The following is a 17,338-nucleotide window of genomic DNA, read 5'->3' on the forward strand; positions in this document are numbered from 1 at the left end:
AGATCGGCGCAGCCATGAACATGCAGGTCCTTGCCCTCGCCTTCCTCGCCACTGCCGCCGTCGGCGGCATCGCCTGGGTGTTTCTTTATCCGCTCCTGTCCGGAGAGCGGAAGGCGGAAAACCGCCGCGCCTCGATCGCGCGCGCCGATGCGCCCGCGGCCAAGCAGACCGAAAAGAGCCAGCGGTCGCGCCGCGAGCAGGTCGAGACGTCGCTCAAGGATCTCGAGGCGCGGCGCCAGCAGGAGAAGAGCGTCCCGCTCGGTGTTCGCCTGTCGCAGGCAGGGCTCGACTGGACGCCACAGAAATTCTGGATCGTGTCCGCCGTCGTGGCGGGAGTGCTGTTCGCGATCGCCCTGTTCGTCGGCGGCGGCCTGCTTGGCGCCGCCGGTCTTGCCTTCGCCGGCGGCTTCGGCCTGCCACGCTGGGCGCTGGGCTTCCTGAAGAAGCGACGCGAAAACAAATTCCTGGCGGCGCTGCCCGATGCGGTCGACGTGATCGTTCGCGGCATCAAGGCGGGCCTGCCACTGTTCGAATCGATCAAGGTCGTCGCCGCCGACTCGCCTGAGCCGCTGCGCAGCGAGTTCCTGGCCATCATCGAGACCCAGGCGATCGGCATGCCGCTCGGCGAGGCCTGCTCGCGTCTCTACGAGCGCATGCCGCTGCCGGAAGCCAACTTCTTCGGCATCGTCATCTCGATCCAGCAAAAATCCGGCGGCAACCTCTCCGAAGCGCTCGGCAACCTCTCCAAGGTGCTGCGCGACCGCAAGAAGATGAAGGAAAAGATCCAGGCGATGTCGATGGAGGCCAAGGCCTCGGCCGGCATCATCGGTTCGCTGCCGCCGATCGTGATGTTCCTCGTGTATCTCACGACTCCGCACTACATCTCGCTGCTTTGGACCCATCCGACCGGCCAGCTCATGCTGGTCGGCTGCGTCGTCTGGATGTCGATCGGCATCATGGTGATGAAGAAGATGATCAATTTCGATTTCTGACGGTGCCGTATGGTCGAATTCCTCGTTTCGAAACTGCATGATGTCCGCTTCATGACCATGCTGCTGGCGGCCATCGCCGCCAGCGCCACCGTGTATACGCTGGTGATGCCGCTTTTCGCCGGCGAAGGCCTCGCCAAGCGCATGAAGGCGGTGGCGAGCGAGCGCGAACGCATCCGCCAGCGCGAGCGCGAGCGTCTCAACAAGAGCGAGAAGGTCTCGCTGCGCCAAACGCCGAAGCAGGTCGTCTCCCGAGTCGTCGAGGACTTCAACCTCACCAAATGGCTCGCGCAGGAAGCCGCGCGCGACAAGCTCATCATGGCGGGCTATCGCGGCCAGGCGCCCTACATCACCTTCCTCTTCGCCCGCATGGTGGCTCCGCTCGTGCTGTTCGTCGGCTCGATCATCTACGTGTTCCTGATCGCGCATATGCAGCAGTCGATGCCGATCAAGATCGGCATCTGCATCGGCGCGGCCTATCTCGGCCTTCAGGCGCCCATGCTGTTCCTCAAGAATGCGATTTCCAAGCGCCAGCTATCGATCAAGCGCGCCTTCCCCGACGCACTCGACCTGCTGCTGATCTGCATCGAGTCCGGCATGTCGGTCGAAATGGCGTTCCGCAAGGTCGCCACCGAAATCGTGGGCCAGTCGATCGCGCTGTCCGAGGAGTTCACCCTGACCACGGCCGAGCTGTCCTATTTGCAGGATCGCAAGGTCGCCTATGAGAACCTGGCGCGGCGCACCGGGCTCGAGGGTGTCAAGTCGGTGTGTCTCGCGCTTCAGCAGGCGGAGCGCTACGGCACCCCGCTCGGGCATTCCTTGCGCGTCATGGCGCAGGAAAACCGCGACATGCGCATGAACGAGGCCGAGAAGAAGGCCGCCGCGCTGCCGCCGAAGTTGACGGTGCCGATGATCCTGTTCTTCCTGCCGGTGCTGTTCGTCGTCATTCTCGGACCGACCGGCATCAAGATCAGCGAGCTGCACTGACGGTTAAGACGCGGACCGCGCGCGGTCCGCCGCCAGCTTCAGGATTGCAAGATCAGGTTCTGATCAGCCGGGCTGGCTGAGCGAGGCGATCGGCGTCCGCTTCGGCGCGCCGCGCGGAGCGTCGCTGCGGCTCAGCATTTCCTTCAGGTAAGCGACATTGGCCGCGGCCTGGTCCGGCGGCAGGTCGGCCTTCACGATCGTCTCGGCTTCGGCGAAGCGGCCCTGGAGACCGACGACGAGGCCGAGATTCTGCCGCACCCGGGTACTGGCACGCGGCGAGGCGTAGGCCTGCCGCAACGTCTCTTCGGCCTTCGGCAGGTCCTTCGACAACATGTAGGACAGGCCGAGATTGGAGAGCACGCCGGGATCACCCGGCGCGATCCTCAGCGCGCTCGCATAATAGGAGCGCGCTTCGTCGTGGCGGCCCATCTGATCGAGCGCGGTGCCCTGCACCGACAATAGGCGCCAGTCCGGATTGTCGGGCGAGTGCGCCTTCGACAGCACGTCGAAGGCCTGCTGAAAATTGCCATTGTCGGCGAGCGCGCGGCCATACTGCGCGAGCAGCGCCTTATTGCCGGGATTGGCGATGGTCGCCTGCTCGAGCACGGCGGCGGCCTGGGCGCGCTGGCCGTTGGCGCGCAAGGCCTGGCCGTAGCCGAGCGCCGCGTCGGCGTCCTTGGGATTGGCACGGTAGCGCTCGCCATAGACCTCGACGGTGCGCGCGGGATCGGCGGGGGCGGCTTCCGTCCGCGGTCCGACAGAGCCGGTGACGTCGGAGAGTTTCGACATGGCGGTGCAGCCGCCGAGGCCCATGGCCACTGCCGCCACCAGCGAAGTGGACGCGAGAAGCCGGGCAAGACTGAACCGTTGACGCATGACGCTTTTGACTCACGAGCCGATTGATCGAGCCGAACGCGCCAGCAATAGACTGTTAACCCTAACGGCCGGTTAACGTCAGCCTGGCTGCCCCTCACGGCGGTGTCTGCGGCGGCGGGTCGCCACCGAGGGCGAGATCGAGACCGAGCACCTTCACCGGCTCGTTCAGGTCGTGCAACAGCAATTGCAGCCGGCGCCGCGCCTGAGCAACATCGACGCCCGGGCTCGGCATCCCGGGCCATTCGCGCCGGAAGTCGTTGCGGTTGACCAGCCGCTTCGCAAGGAGCTCGTCGAGCTGAACGTCGTCAATGCCGAGCACGTCGGCGCAGTGCTCGACCAGGCGGCGCAGCAGCAACTTCACCGCGGCCAGCGCCTCGGCGTCATCCCTGCGCTCCGATCTCGCGAACTTGCCCGCGATATCGGCCCAGGCCCATGACGTGACGAGATAGGCGTGGAGCGCGCTCGGCCAGTCCACCTCGCCGTCGGCGTAGAAAGCGCGGCGCATCAGGAGCCGCCGGGCCTGTGCGGCAACTTGATCACGCTTCAACATCGCACATGAGGCGATCTCGATGGCCGACTGGACGGCGGGATCGCGGGAAAATCCCGTCCTGCCGGCAACCTGATGACGCCGTCCGGCAGGTTCGAGTCGAGCAGCCCGAAGGTGCCGTCGTTGCGCGGCCGCGAATAGCGCGTGATCGCGAACTGGTGCTCCGTGCGGCCGGCCCGGGACGATGCGCCAAAATGAATGATGTTGAATCCGGCATCGTCACCGGCCTGCCCGGTCGAGGACGGGCAGGAGAGCACGTAGATCGTACGCCAGAAGGCTTCGCCGCTCGCGCTGCGCGTGGCCCGCGGATCCGGGATCGAGTAACGGGTGAGCCCCTCGACATGCCGGTGTCCGTGCAGGACCAGATTGACGTTGAGCGACGTCGCCGCTTCGAGGAAGGTTGCGGGCGCCGCGAGATACATCAGCGGTTCGTCGGGGACGCCGAGAAACCGCTTTCCTTCGCCGGTCGCCTGCGGCAGCGGATGATGATGCAACGCCAGCACGCGCACCAGGTTTTCCGCCGGCTCGGCATAGTCGGCGCGTCCCACGGATCCCATGCTGCCTGCGAGCTCGACGCTCAGCCGGGCGGAATCCGCGACAAGCGCGCTGTAGGCGCTCTCGTCGATATTGCCGCTCGCGAGCGTTGAGAGGCTCGCGCGGTTGGAGTCGAGCAGCACCAGATCGAGGCCAGCCTGGCGGTAATAGACGCTCTTCGAGCTCCGCGGCAGATGCAAATAATCATAGACGTCGTGGCGGCCCGCGCGCTGGCTCGGGCGCTTGACGTCGTGATTGCCCGCGACCGCCTGGATGTCGGTGAACAGTCCGGTCTGCCGGAAGGACGCGATGACGGCGAGCGCTTCGTCCAGGGCGCGCGGCGTCGGGTCGTCCACGAGATCGCCTGTGATCAGCAGAATGCGATCTGGAACGTCCGCGAAGTCCGCCATCGCCTTGCGGATTGCGGCACTGAGCGCCTCGATCGTCGCCAGCAGCCGGCCTGACCCATCCAGATGCAGGTCGGAAATCTGCGCAATAACGAACGCTCTATCCATTTTGCGCCGCTCATTTGCGAATGCTGCGCCCAAACGATGAGAAGAATGCTTTCGACGAACAGGTTTGGCCGGATATCAAGCCGAGCCGCCGCGTTGTTGCGCTCGATGCCAGCAGAACCGCACGACACAATCTAAAATATTCGTCAATAATGCCACAACCGCGGCGCTAGTAAAGCCCCGCGGCCGCGCTCTCGTGAACGGCAGTTCTCAGCATGGATACGAGATCCGCCCGGCGATGGTTTCGCTGACCCGATCAATATTCGATGGCAAGCCGCTTGCGGATTTCGTCGATGCGCTTGTCGAGCGCATCGAACCGCGCGTGGACGGAGCGGTCGTGGAGATAGAAGACGTAACCGCCGGCAAGGAACGCAAATATCCAGTGATGATGCTCGACATAACCAAAGATCGCCTCGACGGCCTGGCCGATGAATGTGACCACGCTCCACACAAATTCCATTGCAGTTTCCTCCCGGCAGGCCTCGTCTTCGGTGGCCGGTCATCTCCTGCACAGTTTTCCCAGTCGATCCGGCGGCCGTTGCCGGAACCTAGCATGGGCCCCTTGCGGCGAGTAGCGGGTCGCTGAACGGTGACAGCAAAGCCGATTGCAGCCGCGGCGAAACTCTGCGAAGTCTCGTCCGTTCGCATGACCTGCTTGATCAGACGATCCGGACCCGCCAATGCCTTCTGTCTTCGAGACATCGCCCACCGCCATCCCGATCACCTTCGTCACCAAGTCGAGCTGGGATCAGGTCGCCGAGAAATTGCCGCCGGTGCAGCGCCGGTTCGCCACCGCCAGCGCCTTTGCCGCCAAGCCGGGCGGCTATCTCGCGCTGCCCGCGCCGGACGGCGCGATCGCGCAAGTGCTGTTCGGACTGGAGGACGAGGGCGCGAGATCACGCGACCTGTTCCGGCCGGGCGCCCTGCCCAGCCTGCTGCCGCTGGGCATCTATCGATTTGCCAATGCACCGCACGATGCGCGGCTGGCATCGCTTGCCTTTGCACTCGGCAGCTACCGCTTCGCCCGCTACCGCAAGGCTGACCGCCCCGCCGTCCGGCTGGTGCCGCCCGATGGCGTCGACGCGGCCGAGATCAATCGTGTGGCGGACGCCGCGATGCTGGCGCGCGACCTCATCAACACGCCGTCCAACGACATGGGGCCGGAGGAGCTGGCCGCGGCCGCGCAAGCGCTCGCCACGGAATTCGGTGCGAGCTTTGCCTGCACCATCGGCGAGGATCTGAGGACGAAATTTCCACTGATCCACGCCGTCGGCATGGCCTCGGACCGCGCGCCGCGCCTGATCGACATCGGCTGGGGCGATCCTGATGATCCCAAGGTGACGCTGGTCGGCAAGGGCGTCTGTTTCGACACCGGCGGACTCGACCTCAAGCCGTCGAGCGGCATGTTGATCATGAAGAAGGACATGGGCGGCGCCGCCAACGTGCTGGCGCTCGCGCGCATGGTGATGGATGCGAAGCTCAAGGTCCGCCTGCGCGTGCTGATTCCGGCGGTCGAAAATGCCGTCTCCAGCAATGCCTTCCGGCCGCTCGACATCTTCACCTCGCGCAAGGGCATCACGGTCGAGATCGGCAACACTGACGCTGAGGGCCGGCTCGTGCTCGCCGACGCGCTGGCGCTGGCCGACGAGGAAAAGCCGGACCTTCTGATCGATCTGGGCACGCTGACCGGCGCGGCGCGCGTCGCGCTGGGGCCGGATTTACCGCCCTTTTACACCAATGATGAGACGCTGGCCGCCGACGTCGCGCGGTGCGCGGCGAAGGAGAACGATCCGTTGTGGCGCATGCCGCTGTGGCCGCCTTACGATGCGTGGCTGGACTCCAAGACCGCCACCATCACCAACGCACCGTCCGGCGGCTTTGCCGGCTCGATCACCTGCGCGCTGTTCCTGCAACGGTTCGTCGAGCAGGCGAAAAGCTGGCTGCATGTCGATATTTACGGCTGGACCCCGTCGGCAAAGCCGGCGCGGCCCGAAGGCGGCGAATGCCAGGCCGCGCGCGCCATCTACGCATTGCTGAGCGAGCGCTATGCATGATCCAGGACACGATCCAAGGCTAACGCCGGCGCGGGGCGACATCGCCGCGAAATACCTCGAAGGCGAGGTGCAAGCCGACCGCTTCGTCACGGGCGAGGAATTCGAGGTGTTCGAGGCGATCGCGCCCGTGCGCGAGCAGCCGTCGTCGAACGCGATGCTGATGACGGAGGCGCTGCGCGGCGAGCGCGTCACGGTCTACGACCGCAACGGCGAGGGCTGGGCCTGGGGCCAGCTTGGTGGCGATGGTTATGTCGGCTGGCTCCCCGACGCAGCGCTGATGAAGCCGGCCGCCGCGTCAACCCACACGGTGAGCGCGCTCCGGACATTCGCCTTCCCCGGTCCCTCGATCAAGCTGCCGCCGGCCGGCACACTCGTCATGGGATCGAAGGTCGCAGTCGCGCGCGAGGACCGCAGCTTCGCCGTGACGCGCGACGGACAATATCTGCCTAGTGGCCATCTCGCCCCGCTCGATCATCGCGAGCCGGACTTCGTCGCGGTCGCCGAACGCTTCGTCGGCACGCCCTATCTCTGGGGCGGCAAGAGCAGCCTCGGCATCGATTGCTCCGGCCTCGTGCAGATCTCGCTGACAGCAGCGGGCATCGGCTGCCCGCGCGACAGCGACATGCAGCAGGCAGGGCTCGGCCGCGCGCTGGAGCCGCATGAGCGGAGCAAGCTGCAACGCGGCGATCTCATTTTCTGGAAGGGCCATGTCGCCATCGTCCGCGATGGCAGCACCATGGTTCACGCCAACGCGCATCACATGGCAGCCGTGATCGAGGCGACCGAGCCGGCGATCGCACGGATCAAGGCGGCAGGCAGCGAAATCGCCGCGATCAAGCGGCTCTAGGGCGGGCACTCGTGAATTCGTCGCGTCCGCTTTGATTTCGGAAGGCCACGTTGAAACCGATATGGCCGCATGTCGATCTTGGGCCCGAAGCGGATCCGCATCTGATGCATGTCAGACGTCGCCATGTTGCTTGGGGACATTGTCGACGCTGGTCTTCGGCTTGGAAATCGGAGGGATGCAGCTGCCGAAGCGTGGATCGAGCGGATCATAACGCGACCTTGTTCTAGCGACGATATACAGCACCGCCAATGCAAAGGAGCCAAGCAGCAGCAGTAGCCACACGGGTGGCCGAATTGCGATCAAAAGCGCCGTTGTTCCGACCAGCAGCAAGGGAACAACGCCCGAAGACAGCTTCGAAGCCATCACCGCCTCCGCGGTAAGCTCTCGGTTCGGATATTATCGTGGATATCGATATATTTGAGCGAAGCCGACTGCGACACTCCAGCGCAGATAGAACCGGAAGTCTCGCACGTTCCCCAAGCTCATTTTTCCGGGGAACACACGCGCGATCATTCATGCAACCCGTCATTCGAAGGGCAGCCCGCGGCCGGCTCATAGGCACTTCGCGGTGCAGCTACGGAACAACGTTACAACTGAGAGATTCGCGGAACGAAAGACGTCGTCAGTCTTTCTCTGCCTTTGGGAGGTGCCCATGAATTCTCAGGCCCGAGAAGGCGCGTGTGCGTTCGCTTGGCGGAACTACTTGCTGCTCCACAGTGGCATCAGCGAGAATGACAACAGGCGTGCCGCCCTCGACCGCTACATCGCCAATCTTCGCGATACCGGCGAAGATGATTTCGATCTCTTGCAAATAGCCGCAGTCGCCTACTTGAAGAAAATGGATGAATTGCATGACGACCAATGTGCCCGACTCGCGGCAGATCAAATCTTGGCCGAGTGTTTGGAAGCACGCAATTCACAACCCGAGAGGTGACTTTAGGCCACAACACCAGAACGAAGGAGCGAGCACCATGGCAGACAAGACCGGTACTGCAAACCATCTCGCACACGACCCACAACGGCGCATCGCCGCAGCGACAGCAATCGGCATGAATGCCTTGAAGCCGATGATCCACTTTCAGGTCTCAATATTGAGGATGTGGGCCGATAGTATTGAGAAGCTTGCGGGCAATTACGAAAAGAGGTTGGAAGAAACAGCGACCACGGTCGAGGCACGGTCAGACAAGGAACGCGCCGCATAGATCAACGCGACTGGCAGGTGCAAGCCCGCAAGCAGAAGCGTCCCCGGGGTTCGCGCTACCGCGCGCCCCGGAATCGCGCCCCGGAGGAATCAGGTCGCCACCGCCCCGTTCCCCGCCGTCTCCAGCCGGAATGCCGCCGCGAACAGCGCGCGCGTGTAATCGGTCTTTGGGCTCTTGAACAGTTCGGCGGCCTGTCCCTCCTCGACCACCTTGCCGCCGCGCATCACGATGAGATGGCTGGCGAGCGAAGCAACGACGCGCAAATCGTGAGAGATGAACATGTAGGTGAGATCGCGCCTGCGCTGGAGCTCCCGCAAGAGATCGACCATCTGTGCTTGAATCAGCATGTCGAGTGCGCTGGTCGGCTCGTCCAGCACGACGAAATCCGGCTCCAGCACCACCGCCCGCGCGATGCTGATGCGCTGGCGCTGGCCACCGGAGAATTCATGCGGATAGCGGTAGCGGGTGTCCGCCTTCAGCCCGACGTCCTCGAGCGCCTTGACGACGCGCGCCTCGCGCTCCTCGCGCGACAGCTCTGGCTGATGCACGGTGAGGCCCTCGGCGACGATGTCGGCGACCGACATGCGCGGGCTGAGCGAGCCGAACGGATCCTGGAACACGATCTGCATGTCGCGCCGGAACGGTCGCATCTCCTTGAAGCGCAGGCCCTGGATGTCCTTGCCGAGGAACACGATGCGGCCGTTCGAGGAGATCAGCCGCATCAGCGCCAGCCCGAGCGTGGTCTTGCCCGAGCCGGACTCGCCGACGACGCCGAGCGTCTCGCCCTTGCGCACGGCAATGCTGACGCCGTCGACCGCCTTGATGTGGCCGACCGTCTTGCGCATCAAGCCGCGCTTGATCGGAAACCAGACCTTCAAATCATCGGCGGACATCACCACCGGTGCACTCGGCTGCGGCGGCGCCGGATCGGGCTTCGGCTCCGCCGCGAGCAGGTCGCGCGTATAGGGATGGTTCGGGGTCCTGAAGACCTGCTCGACCGGCCCCTGCTCGACAATCTCGCCGCCCTTCATGACACAGACATGGTCGGCGATGCGGCGCACGATGCCGAGATCGTGGGTGATGAAGAGCAAGCTCATGCCGAGCCGCGCGCGGATCTCGGCGAGCAGCGCCAGGATCTGTGCCTGCACGGTGACGTCGAGCGCTGTGGTGGGCTCGTCCGCGATCAACAGATCCGGCTCGTTCGCGAGCGCCATGGCGATCATCACGCGCTGACGCTGGCCGCCGGAGAGCTGGTGCGGATAGCTGTTGAGCCGCGTTTCGGGCTCGGGAATGCCGACTTGCGTCAGCAGTTCCAGCGTCCGCTTGCGCGCCTCGGCATTGCTGGTCGGATTGTGGAGCTGGATGATCTCGCCGATCTGCGCCTCGATCGTGTGCAGCGGATTGAGCGAGGTCATCGGTTCCTGGAAGATGATGGAGATGTCGCTGCCGCGAATCTCCCGCATCTCACGCTCCGACTGGTCGATCAGCTCCCGCCCCTTGAAGCGGATGCTGCCCGAGGGATGCGAGGCATTCGGATAGGGCAGGAGCTTCAGGATCGAGAGCGCGCTGACCGACTTGCCGGAGCCGGACTCGCCGACAAGCGCGACGCATTCGCCGCGCTTGATCTGAAACGAGACCTTGTCGACCGCAAGCGTCGTGGCGCCGCCCTGGTGGAAGGCTACCGAGAGGTCGCGGACGGCAAGCAGGGGCTGGTTGATCGCGTCCATCACGCCCTCACTTGAACGTCTTGCGCGGATCGAAGGCATCGCGCACGGCTTCGCCGATGAAGATCAAGAGCGACAGCATGATCGCGACCGAGAAGAAGCCGGAGAAACCGAGCCAGGGCGCCTGCACGTTGGACTTACCCTGCGACAGCAATTCGCCGAGCGACGGCGAGCCGGGCGGCAGCCCGAAGCCGAGGAAATCGAGGGCCGTGAGCGTCATGACCGACGAGGAGACGATGAACGGAAGGAACGTCATCGTCGCGACCATCGCGTTCGGCAGCAAATGCTTGAACATGATCACGGCGTTCGACACGCCAAGCGCCCGCGCGGCCTGGATGTACTCGAAATTGCGCCCGCGCAGGAATTCCGCGCGCACGAGCCCGACCAGCGACACCCAGGAAAACAGGAGCAGGATACCGAGCAGCACGAAGAAGCCGGGCACGAGCACCGACGAGAGGATCAGCAGAAGGTAAAGCGAAGGGATCGCAGTCCATATCTCGATGAAGCGCTGGAACAACAGGTCGACCCAGCCGCCGAAATAGCCCTGCACCGCACCGGCGGCGATGCCGACAACCGAGGAGACAATGGTCAGGCACAGGCCGAACAGCACCGAGATGCGGAAACCGTAGATCAGGCGCGCAACCACGTCGCGGCCCTGATCGTCGGTGCCGAGCCAGTTGTATTCCAGGTCGCGGCAGCTCTTGAGGCCCTTCTTCTCGACGACAGGCTTGCACTGCGCCTCCGTCAACATCCAGGTCGGCGGTGACGGGGCTGGCGTCGGCAGATCAAGATTGTGGGTGTCGTAGGAATAGCGGATCAGCGGCCAGACGATGCTGCCGCCCTTGTCCTTGATCAGCTTCTGCAAATAGGGATCGCGGTAGTCGGCCGCCGTCTCGAAGTCGCCGCCGAAGGTCGTCTCGGAATAGGTGACGAAGGCCGGCCAGTAGAGATGGCCGTCATACTTGATCAGGAACGGCCGGTCATTGGCGATCAGCTCGGCAAACAGCGACACCACGAACAGGATCATGAAGATCCAGAACGACCAGTAACCGCGCCGGTTCGCCCTAAAGTTCTGCCAGCGCCGGCGGTTGAGCGGCGATGGCACGAACGGCTTGCGCGTGATCGGCACGGCATCGCCGAGCGGCGACTTTGCGGTGGTTTCGATCGGGGTCGGGGCGGCCAGTGTCATCAGACCTCCCGCGCCTCGAAATCGATCCGCGGATCGATCCACATGTAGGTCAGGTCAGAGATCAGGTTGATCACGAGGCCGACGAGCGAAAAGATGAAGAGCGTGCCGAACACCACGGGATAGTCGCGGTTGAGAACGCTCTCGAAACTCAGCAGTCCGAGCCCATCCAGCGAGAAGATGGTCTCGATCAGAAGCGATCCCGAGAAGAATGCGTGAATGAAGGTGCTGGGAAAGCCCGCGATCACGATCAGCATCGCGTTGCGGAAGACGTGACCATAGAGCACCCGATTCTCGCTGCAACCTTTCGCGCGCGCGGTCATCACGTATTGCTTGCGGATCTCGTCCAGGAACGAGTTCTTGGTCAGGAACGTCATGGTGGTGAACGCGCCGAGCCCCATGGCGATCAGCGGCAGCGTCAAATGCCAGAAGTAATCGATGATCTTCCAGTACCAGGGAAATTGCGACCAGCCGTCCGACGTCAGTCCGCGCAATGGGAACCAGTTGAAGAACGAGCCTCCGGCGAACAGGATGATCAGGAGGATCGCGAACAGGAAGCCGGGAATCGCGTAGCCGAGCACGAGCACGCTCGACGTCCAGGTATCGAAGCGCGTTCCGTCCTTGACCGCCTTGCGGATGCCGAGCGGAATCGAGATCAGGTAGGTCAAAAGCGTCAGCCAGATGCCGAGCGAGATCGAGACCGGCAGCTTTTCCTTGATCAGCTGGAGCACGCTGACGTCGCGGAAATAGCTGTTGCCGAAATCGAAGCGGGCGAAATTCCACACCATCAGCGCGAAGCGCTCGGGGGCCGGCTTGTCGAAGCCGAATTGCTTCTCCAGCTTCTTGATGAAGTCAGGGTCCAGCCCCTGCGCGCCGCGATATTTCGAATTGATGGCATCGCCACCAGCGCCCAGCTGACCCGGCGCGCGCTGAGCGAAATCACCGCCGCCCGAGATGCGCGAGCTGCCGCCGGTGTCGGCGCCCGAGAGCTGCGCAATCACGCGCTCGACCGGCCCGCCCGGCGCGAATTGCACGACGACGAAGGAGACGAAGAGGATCCCGAGCAGGGTCGGGATCATCAGGAGGATGCGGCGGGCGATATAGGCGCTCATGATTATTTCGCCTGCTCAAGCTTGGCCGCCTTGGCGGCATCGAACCACCAATTCTCTGGCGCGCCGACGCCTTGCGCATATTTCGCCGGCTTGTCGGGATGGCTGAACTGGTCCCAATAGGCCACGCGATGAAAGTTTGCGTACCACTGGGGCACCCAGTAGCGCCCGGCCCGGAACACGCGATCGAAGGCCCGGCATGCTGTGGTCAGTTCCGCCCTCGTCTGGGCGGCAATGATCTTCTCGATCAGCGCGTCGACGATCGGATCGGAGATGCCGGCGAGATTGTACGAGCCTTTGGTCTTGGCCGCCTGGGAGGAGAAGAACGCCCGCATGGCGTCGCCGGGCGTCGCCGACATCGAGAAGCGTTGGATCGTCATGTCGAAATCGAAATCCTCGAGCCGCGCGCGGTACTGCACGGCGTCGACCAGGCGGAACGTGGCGTCGATGCCGAGCGTTGCGAGGTTCTTCAGGTACGGCCCGTGATGCGGCTGGATCGACTGCTCGTCGTTCAGGAACTCGATCGTGAAAGGCTCGCCATTGGGCAGCACCCGCTTGCGATCCTTGATGACGTAGCCCGCCTCGTTGAGCAGCTCGCCCGCCTTGCGCAGCAGGCTACGGTCCTGTCCCGAGCCGTCAGACACCGGCGGCACGAAAGGCTGGCCGAACACTTCGTCAGGCACCTTGCCGCGGAGGGGCTCGAGCAGCGCGAGCTCTTCGGGTGAAGGCGGGCCTGATACCATCATGTCGGAGTTCTGGAATGGCGAGTGCGTGCGCGCGTAGGCGCCGTACATGATCGACTTGTTGGTCCATTCGAAGTCGAAGGCGTAGATCAGTGCCTCCCGCACGCGTGGATCCCTGAATTTGTCGCGGCGGGCGTTGATGAACCAGCCCTGCGCACCCGACGGGGTCTCGTCCGGCAGCTGCTCGCGCTTGACGCGGCCGTCCTTGATCGCCGGGAAATCATAGCGCGTGGCCCAGATGCGCGAGGTGAGCTCCTCGCGGAACAGATAGTTCTTGCCGGTGAAGCCTTCGAAGGCGACGTCGCGGTCGCGGTAGAATTCGTAGCGCACCGTGTGGAAATTGTAGCTGCCGCGGCAGACCGGCAGGTCGGCGCCCCACCAGTCTTTGACGCGCTCGTATTCGACGTAGCGGTTGACCTCGAACCTGCCGACCCTGTACGGGCCGGAGCCCAGCGGCGTATCGAGCGTCGATTCGTCGAAGGCGCGCGTGGCATAATAGGCCTTCGAGAAGATCGGCAGGCTCGCGACATAGAGCGGCACGTCGCGCGCGCGGTTCGGCGCGAAGGTGACGGCCACGGTGGCGTCGTCCAGCGCCTCGGCCTTCACGAAATCGCGGAGCTGCACGATGATCAGCGGATGGCCCTTCTCCTTCAGCGTGTTGAGCGAGAAGGCGACGTCATGCGCGGTGAGCCGGGAGCCGTCGTGGAAGCGGGCCTCGGGCCGTATCGTGAAGGTGTAGGTCAGCTTGTCCGGCGAGATTCGCACCGATTTCGCCGCAAGCCCGTACATCGCGTCGGGCTCGTCATTGGCCCGCGCCATCAACGGCGCGAAGGTCATGTCCATGCCCTGCGCACCTTCGCCCTTCAGGATGTAAGCGTTGAGCGAAGAGAACGTGAAATAGGACTGGTTGTAGGCCCGCACCGAGGGAATGAGCGAGAACGCGCCGCCCTTCGGCGCGTCGGGATTGACGTAGTCGAAATGGTGGAAATCGGCGGAATATTTGAGATCGCCGAACGCCGAGATACCGTGCGCCTCGGTCCCCGCTTCCGATGCGCGTGCGCCGGGCAACATCAGTGCGCCGAGGGACGCACCGAGAGTGCCGCCGACACCCAAGACCAGCACATGGCGGCGTGACATCTGCGTCATGCGGGGGGTGTCCTTCACGACTTCTTTGCGATCCGTGCCGCCTTGTCTGCGTCATACCACCAGATGAACGGGAAGCCGGACTGACCGTATCTGGGCAATTCCGCCGGTCGGCCGAAGCGATCCCAGCGCGCGGTGCGGATCTTCGAATAGGTCCATTGCGGAACGACGTAGTGATTCCACAGCAGCACACGGTCGAGCGCTTTGGTTGCCGCGACTAGATCGTCGCGACCCGTGGCGTAGATCAGCCTCTCGATCAGCTTGTCGATCGCCGGATTCTTGATGCCGGTAATGTTGCGCGACCCGGGGATATCGGCGGTCTTGGACGACCAGAACTCGCGCTGCTCGTTGCCCGGCGACTGCGACTCGCCCCATGAGTTGGTGACGACGTCGAAATCCCAGTCCCGAGTCCTGTTCTCGTACTGAGTCGGGTCGACCGTGCGCACGCTGACCGCGATGCCGAGCCGTTCTAGAGACGGCTTGTAGAACAGCGTGACCCGCTCGAAGCTCGGATCCTGGTTCAGCAGCTCCAGGGTGAACTGCGCACCGGTCTTGACGTCGATCAGCTTGCGGTCGCGCACCTCGTAGCCGGCCTCCTTGAACAGGCGCAGCGCCTCGCGAAGATTGTCGCGCACGGCTTCCGGACTGCCGCCGACCGGATTGGTGTAGGCCGTCGTGAACACTTCCGGCGGGACCTCGGCGCGGACGGTCTCGAGGATCTCGAGCTCTTTCCCCTGCGGTAACCCGGTCGCCATGAGCTCGTCGATACCATCGAAATAGCTGCTGACGCGCTTGTACTGACCGTAGAAGATCTGCTTGTTCATCTCCTCGAAGTCGAACGCATAGTTGAGCGCACGACGCACGCGAGGATCTCTAAACTTTGAGCGGCGCAGGTTCGGCACGAAAGCCTGCATGACGCCCGAGCTGCGATTGGCGAACTCCTCGAGGATTACCCGCTTTTCGGTCACGGCCGGGAAGTCGTAGGCGGTCGCCCAGTTCTTCGCACTGTTCTCGGTGCGCCAGTCCACCTGATCGGCCTTGAAAGCCTCGATCGCCACGGTGGCATCGCGGAAATACTCGTAGCGCATCTCGTCGAAATTGTTGCGGCCCACATTGGCGGCGAAATCGCGCCCCCAATAATCCTTGACGCGCTCCAGCGCGATCGACCGTCCCGCCACGAATTCCTTGACCTTGTAGGGGCCGGAACCGAGCGGTATTTCGAGCGTGGTCGCGGAGACATCGCGCTTGCGGCCTTGCGCGTCGGTCCCCTCCCACCAATGTTTCGGCAAAACCGTGAGCTGCCCGACGATCTGCGGCAGCTCGCGGTTGCCCGGCGCGTCGAACACGAACTTCACCTCGCGCTCGCCGACCTTCTCGGCCTTCACCACATGGCTGTAATAGGCCGAGTACATCGGGTGATGCTTCTTGAAGGCATCCAGCGAGAAGATCACGTCGTCCGCAGTGACCGGCTTGCCGTCATGCCATTTGGCCTGCGGCCGCAAACGATAGGTGACGAAGGAAAAGTCGGCCGGGTGGCTGACGGCCTCGGCCAGCGCGCCGTATTCGGTCGAGACCTCGTCGAGCGACGGCGTCGTGAGGGATTCGTAGATGAACGCGACGGCACCGGCGACCTGCCCCTTCACCCCGGCCACCACGATATTGAAATTATCGAAGGTGCCGACGGCGATCTGGCGCGCGACACCGCCTTTGGGCGCTTCCGGATTGACGTAATCGAAGCGCTTGAAGTCGGCGGGATATTTGACCTGTCCGAACAGCGACAGCGCGTGGCGCCAGGGCGCCTCACTGGCGGATTGCGCCGCGGCCGTGCCGATGACGGGAAGGCCCCCTACGGAACCGAGGGCGGGGAGCACTACGGCGGCAGTGCCGGTGAGCAGGAGATCGCGTCGGGTAATGGCCAAATCAACATTCCTGATCTTGAAGGAGGTTACCCCTTTAAGTGCTCAATATAGGCGAGGTTTCGACGGAATATGTTGCTTTTTCCTCATGTTGGAAGCCCGCGTGGCCCGGCGAATGCGGCCAAACGCCCCGATAAACTCACCGCGAGGCCCGGATAAGCAAACGGCCAGGCTTTTCAGCCTGGCCGTTAATTCCAAGACAGGTTTTTGACGCCTTACTTCGACGCCGTCGGGATCGGCTGAGGATGCTCTGACAGCGAATTCAGATAGGCGATGACGTCGGCGCGCTCGGAGTCCTTCGGGATGCCGGCGAAGCCCATCGCGGTGCCCGGGATGAAGCCCTTCGGGCTGGCGATGAACTTGTTGAGATCGTCGAACGACCAGGTGCCGCCCTTGGCCTTCATGGCGGCCGAGAAGTTGAAGCCGTTGCGGCCCTCGCCCCTGGCTTCGCCAACGACGCCATAGAGGTTCGGACCGACGCGATTCGGGCCGCCCTTCTCGAAGGTGTGGCAGGCGCCGCACTTCTTGGCGGCCGCCGCGCCCTTCTCGACGGACGCGGTCTGGAGCAGCTTTTCGATCGGCTCGGAGGCAGCGGCAGCACCGCCGCCTTCCTTGCCGTGGCCGGCGTCTTCCTTCACGGCAATCTCGAAACCCGGCTTCTCGAGCGGCTTCGGCGTGAACAGCGCCTGGGCGGTGAAGCTCGTCACCAGCAGGATGAGACAGGTGCCCAACACGGCACCGAGAATCTTATTGAGTTCGAAAGAGTCCATTTCCGGCCAGGCCCCACACCACAGTAAGGAAATAGCGGCCTCGCGGCCGCCAGGACGAGCCTCGGGAGAATCAAACGTTCCTTATTGTTTCCCCGAGTTTTGCCATTGAGATATCGGTTTGCCCGGGGTCTGGCAACCCGTATAAGCGACCCGGCTTTCAGCCCGTCCCCACCCCATTTCTCGACGCGGAAAACCTCTC

General features: G+C 63.7%; 17 protein-coding genes. 6 read left to right on the forward strand and 11 right to left on the reverse strand.

From position 1 onward, the window contains the following. Nucleotides 1-14: 14 nt before the first annotated feature. Nucleotides 15-992, forward strand: a complete 978-nt coding sequence (locus AC5ZFO_RS02630; protein WP_028148367.1) for a type II secretion system F family protein — start codon at nucleotides 15-17, stop codon at nucleotides 990-992. A 9-nt stretch (nucleotides 993-1,001) separates the two neighbouring features. Then, nucleotides 1,002-1,976, forward strand: a complete 975-nt coding sequence (locus AC5ZFO_RS02635) for a type II secretion system F family protein (protein ID WP_063980966.1) — start codon at nucleotides 1,002-1,004, stop codon at nucleotides 1,974-1,976. A 63-nt stretch (nucleotides 1,977-2,039) separates the two neighbouring features. On the opposite strand, the gene AC5ZFO_RS02640 is transcribed toward AC5ZFO_RS02635, so the two are convergent. The 4 genes from AC5ZFO_RS02640 to AC5ZFO_RS02655 all read right to left on the reverse strand — a co-directional run bounded on the left by AC5ZFO_RS02640 (nucleotide 2,040) and on the right by AC5ZFO_RS02655 (nucleotide 4,905). Further along, nucleotides 2,040-2,852 (reverse strand): tetratricopeptide repeat protein, encoded by an 813-nt coding sequence (locus AC5ZFO_RS02640; RefSeq protein WP_282519993.1) that lies wholly within the window; start codon nucleotides 2,850-2,852, stop codon nucleotides 2,040-2,042. A gap of 94 nt (nucleotides 2,853-2,946) precedes the next feature. Next, nucleotides 2,947-3,357 carry a hypothetical protein gene (locus AC5ZFO_RS02645; protein ID WP_496121271.1) on the reverse strand — a complete coding sequence of 137 codons (411 nt, stop codon included), beginning with the start codon at nucleotides 3,355-3,357 and terminating at the stop codon, nucleotides 2,947-2,949. 38 nt (nucleotides 3,358-3,395) lie between these two features. Beyond that, on the reverse strand, nucleotides 3,396-4,448 hold the full coding sequence (locus AC5ZFO_RS02650) for a metallophosphoesterase family protein (RefSeq protein WP_496121273.1): 1,053 nt from the start codon (nucleotides 4,446-4,448) through the stop codon (nucleotides 3,396-3,398). A gap of 253 nt (nucleotides 4,449-4,701) precedes the next feature. After that, the gene (locus AC5ZFO_RS02655; protein WP_018454690.1) at nucleotides 4,702-4,905 is read right to left on the reverse strand and encodes a hypothetical protein; all 204 of its coding nucleotides are present in this window, start codon (nucleotides 4,903-4,905) and stop codon (nucleotides 4,702-4,704) included. Nucleotides 4,906-5,125: 220 nt separating this feature from the next. Between AC5ZFO_RS02655 and AC5ZFO_RS02660 the strand changes: the two genes are divergently transcribed. Then, the gene (locus AC5ZFO_RS02660) at nucleotides 5,126-6,499 is read left to right on the forward strand and encodes a leucyl aminopeptidase family protein (protein ID WP_496121276.1); all 1,374 of its coding nucleotides are present in this window, start codon (nucleotides 5,126-5,128) and stop codon (nucleotides 6,497-6,499) included. Further along, nucleotides 6,492-7,346: a C40 family peptidase gene (locus AC5ZFO_RS02665; RefSeq protein WP_282519990.1), complete on the forward strand. Its 855-nt coding sequence runs from the start codon at nucleotides 6,492-6,494 to the stop codon at nucleotides 7,344-7,346. Before AC5ZFO_RS02660 ends, AC5ZFO_RS02665 begins: the two co-directional genes overlap by 8 nt. Before the next feature lie 111 nt (nucleotides 7,347-7,457). On the opposite strand, the gene AC5ZFO_RS02670 is transcribed toward AC5ZFO_RS02665, so the two are convergent. Beyond that, the gene (locus AC5ZFO_RS02670; RefSeq protein WP_282519989.1) at nucleotides 7,458-7,709 is read right to left on the reverse strand and encodes a hypothetical protein; all 252 of its coding nucleotides are present in this window, start codon (nucleotides 7,707-7,709) and stop codon (nucleotides 7,458-7,460) included. A gap of 289 nt (nucleotides 7,710-7,998) precedes the next feature. Here AC5ZFO_RS02670 and AC5ZFO_RS02675 point away from each other — a divergent pair, with 289 nt between their 5' ends. Both AC5ZFO_RS02675 and AC5ZFO_RS02680 read left to right on the forward strand, forming a co-directional pair. Continuing rightward, nucleotides 7,999-8,280: a hypothetical protein gene (locus AC5ZFO_RS02675; protein ID WP_282519988.1), complete on the forward strand. Its 282-nt coding sequence runs from the start codon at nucleotides 7,999-8,001 to the stop codon at nucleotides 8,278-8,280. A gap of 37 nt (nucleotides 8,281-8,317) precedes the next feature. Beyond that, on the forward strand, nucleotides 8,318-8,548 hold the full coding sequence (locus tag AC5ZFO_RS02680) for a hypothetical protein (protein ID WP_496121279.1): 231 nt from the start codon (nucleotides 8,318-8,320) through the stop codon (nucleotides 8,546-8,548). Nucleotides 8,549-8,637: 89 nt separating this feature from the next. Here the strand turns inward: AC5ZFO_RS02680 and AC5ZFO_RS02685 are convergent, their stop codons facing one another. From AC5ZFO_RS02685 to AC5ZFO_RS02710, 6 genes are all read right to left on the reverse strand, one after another. Beyond that, on the reverse strand, nucleotides 8,638-10,275 hold the full coding sequence (locus AC5ZFO_RS02685) for an ABC transporter ATP-binding protein (RefSeq protein ID WP_282519986.1): 1,638 nt from the start codon (nucleotides 10,273-10,275) through the stop codon (nucleotides 8,638-8,640). A gap of 7 nt (nucleotides 10,276-10,282) precedes the next feature. Continuing rightward, nucleotides 10,283-11,461: an ABC transporter permease gene (locus tag AC5ZFO_RS02690; protein WP_085401891.1), complete on the reverse strand. Its 1,179-nt coding sequence runs from the start codon at nucleotides 11,459-11,461 to the stop codon at nucleotides 10,283-10,285. Continuing rightward, the gene (locus AC5ZFO_RS02695) at nucleotides 11,461-12,570 is read right to left on the reverse strand and encodes a microcin C ABC transporter permease YejB (RefSeq protein WP_028148358.1); all 1,110 of its coding nucleotides are present in this window, start codon (nucleotides 12,568-12,570) and stop codon (nucleotides 11,461-11,463) included. Before AC5ZFO_RS02695 ends, AC5ZFO_RS02690 begins: the two co-directional genes overlap by 1 nt. A gap of 2 nt (nucleotides 12,571-12,572) precedes the next feature. Further along, nucleotides 12,573-14,456, reverse strand: coding sequence for an extracellular solute-binding protein (locus tag AC5ZFO_RS02700; protein ID WP_282519985.1), 1,884 nt, complete (start codon nucleotides 14,454-14,456; stop codon nucleotides 12,573-12,575). A gap of 14 nt (nucleotides 14,457-14,470) precedes the next feature. Further along, nucleotides 14,471-16,372 (reverse strand): extracellular solute-binding protein, encoded by a 1,902-nt coding sequence (locus AC5ZFO_RS02705; protein ID WP_282519984.1) that lies wholly within the window; start codon nucleotides 16,370-16,372, stop codon nucleotides 14,471-14,473. A gap of 212 nt (nucleotides 16,373-16,584) precedes the next feature. Next, the gene (locus AC5ZFO_RS02710; RefSeq protein WP_282519983.1) at nucleotides 16,585-17,139 is read right to left on the reverse strand and encodes a c-type cytochrome; all 555 of its coding nucleotides are present in this window, start codon (nucleotides 17,137-17,139) and stop codon (nucleotides 16,585-16,587) included. Nucleotides 17,140-17,338 lie beyond the last annotated feature (199 nt).

This window comes from Bradyrhizobium sp. Unk1 (assembly GCF_059512345.1).

Coding starts and splice junctions, on each gene's coding strand:
- AC5ZFO_RS02630 (WP_028148367.1), top strand. CDS start 15: ATGAACATGCAGGTCCTTGCCCTCGCCTTCCTCGCCACTGCCGCCGTC.
- AC5ZFO_RS02635 (WP_063980966.1), top strand. CDS start 1,002: ATGGTCGAATTCCTCGTTTCGAAACTGCATGATGTCCGCTTCATGACC.
- AC5ZFO_RS02640 (WP_282519993.1), bottom strand. CDS start 2,852: ATGCGTCAACGGTTCAGTCTTGCCCGGCTTCTCGCGTCCACTTCGCTG.
- AC5ZFO_RS02645 (WP_496121271.1), bottom strand. CDS start 3,357: ATGCGCCGCGCTTTCTACGCCGACGGCGAGGTGGACTGGCCGAGCGCG.
- AC5ZFO_RS02650 (WP_496121273.1), bottom strand. CDS start 4,448: ATGGATAGAGCGTTCGTTATTGCGCAGATTTCCGACCTGCATCTGGAT.
- AC5ZFO_RS02655 (WP_018454690.1), bottom strand. CDS start 4,905: ATGGAATTTGTGTGGAGCGTGGTCACATTCATCGGCCAGGCCGTCGAG.
- AC5ZFO_RS02660 (WP_496121276.1), top strand. CDS start 5,126: ATGCCTTCTGTCTTCGAGACATCGCCCACCGCCATCCCGATCACCTTC.
- AC5ZFO_RS02665 (WP_282519990.1), top strand. CDS start 6,492: ATGCATGATCCAGGACACGATCCAAGGCTAACGCCGGCGCGGGGCGAC.
- AC5ZFO_RS02670 (WP_282519989.1), bottom strand. CDS start 7,709: ATGGCTTCGAAGCTGTCTTCGGGCGTTGTTCCCTTGCTGCTGGTCGGA.
- AC5ZFO_RS02675 (WP_282519988.1), top strand. CDS start 7,999: ATGAATTCTCAGGCCCGAGAAGGCGCGTGTGCGTTCGCTTGGCGGAAC.
- AC5ZFO_RS02680 (WP_496121279.1), top strand. CDS start 8,318: ATGGCAGACAAGACCGGTACTGCAAACCATCTCGCACACGACCCACAA.
- AC5ZFO_RS02685 (WP_282519986.1), bottom strand. CDS start 10,275: ATGGACGCGATCAACCAGCCCCTGCTTGCCGTCCGCGACCTCTCGGTA.
- AC5ZFO_RS02690 (WP_085401891.1), bottom strand. CDS start 11,461: ATGACACTGGCCGCCCCGACCCCGATCGAAACCACCGCAAAGTCGCCG.
- AC5ZFO_RS02695 (WP_028148358.1), bottom strand. CDS start 12,570: ATGAGCGCCTATATCGCCCGCCGCATCCTCCTGATGATCCCGACCCTG.
- AC5ZFO_RS02700 (WP_282519985.1), bottom strand. CDS start 14,456: ATGACGCAGATGTCACGCCGCCATGTGCTGGTCTTGGGTGTCGGCGGC.
- AC5ZFO_RS02710 (WP_282519983.1), bottom strand. CDS start 17,139: ATGGACTCTTTCGAACTCAATAAGATTCTCGGTGCCGTGTTGGGCACC.